Below are 1,240 nucleotides of genomic sequence, written 5' to 3' on the forward strand. Positions count from 1 at the left end.
TGGACCGGCCAGCCTTTCGTAGACATCCGGTTGCCATAATTGATGGCAATGACCGAGGTGTTTATGGGCAACAGCAAGCAGTACACGGATGAGTTCCGGGCAGAGGCGGTGAAGCAGGTGATCGAGCGTGGCTTCACGGTGGTGGACGTCGCCTCCCGGATCGGTATTCCCAAGCACACGCTCTATGGATGGGTGCAGGCCGCCAGGAAGGCGACACCGGCATCCGGTGCTGCAGCAGCGCCGACCGACTCAGCCGAGATCCGCCGGCTCAAGGCCGAGCTGCGGCGGGTGACCGAGGAGCGCGACATCCTAAAAAAAGCCGCCGCGTACTTTGCCAAGGGGTAAGGGCGAAGTACGCGTTCATGCGTGCGCACGTCCGCGAGTTCCGTCTGGTGGCGATGTGCCGGGTGCTTGGCGTGCAGCGCAGCGGCTACTACGCCTGGCTGCGCCATGGCGCCAGCGCTCGCGAGCGCGAGGATCAGCGTCTGCTGGGACTGATCAAGCATCACTGGCTGGCCAGCGGCACGGTGTACGGCTACCGCAAGATCACCCTGGACCTGCGCGAGGCCGGCGAGCGCTGCAGCCGGCACCGCGTCCTTAGGCTGATGAAGGCAGAAGGCCTGCGTGCGCAGGTCGGGTATGGCCGCAAGCCGCGCCATCGCGGCGGCCCCGTGGGCCTGGTGACCAATGTGCTCAACCGGGACTTCACGCCAGAGGCCCCGAACAAGGTCTGGGTCACGGACATCACCTACATCCGCACTTACGAAGGTTGGCTGTTCCTGGCGGCAGTGATGGACCTGTATTCGCGCCAGATCGTGGGCTGGGCGACGGCGCCGACGATGACCAGCGATCTGGTGCTGCAGGCGCTGGTGGCGGCGGCTTGGCGGCGCAAGCCGGGCCCAGGCGTGCTGGTGCATTCGGATCAGGGCTGTCAGTTCACCAGCAGCGATTGGCAGTCGTTCCTGAAAGCGCACCGGATGGTGCCGAGCATGAGTCGTCGCGGGAACTGCCACGACAATGCCGTTGCAGAGAGTTTCTTCAGCGTCTTGAAGAAGGAGCGGATCAAGCGACGGATCTACCCGACACGCGCCATGGCAGCATCGGACGTGTTCGACTACATCGAGATGTTCTACAACCCGATCCGCCGGCATGGTTCCGCTGGCGGCGTGTCACCGGTAGAGTTTGAAAGGCGCTACGCGCAGAGCGGCAACTGAGTGTCTACAGAACTCTGGCCGGTCCA

Annotated in this window: 1 protein-coding gene; it reads left to right on the forward strand. The window is 64.1% G+C overall.

Annotated elements, in window-relative coordinates; translation table 11 throughout:
• Positions 1 to 63: 63 nt before the first annotated feature.
• A protein-coding gene (locus WDC87_RS21825; protein ID WP_201022396.1) for an IS3 family transposase occupies positions 64 to 1,214 on the forward strand; the annotation gives its coding sequence in 2 pieces (ribosomal slippage) (positions 64 to 319 and positions 319 to 1,214; 1,152 coding nt in all).
• Positions 1,215 to 1,240: the final 26 nt, after the last annotated feature.

It is taken from the genome of Stenotrophomonas maltophilia group sp. Smal12 (assembly GCF_037079935.1).
GTDB classification, from domain to species: domain Bacteria; phylum Pseudomonadota; class Gammaproteobacteria; order Xanthomonadales; family Xanthomonadaceae; genus Stenotrophomonas; species Stenotrophomonas sepilia.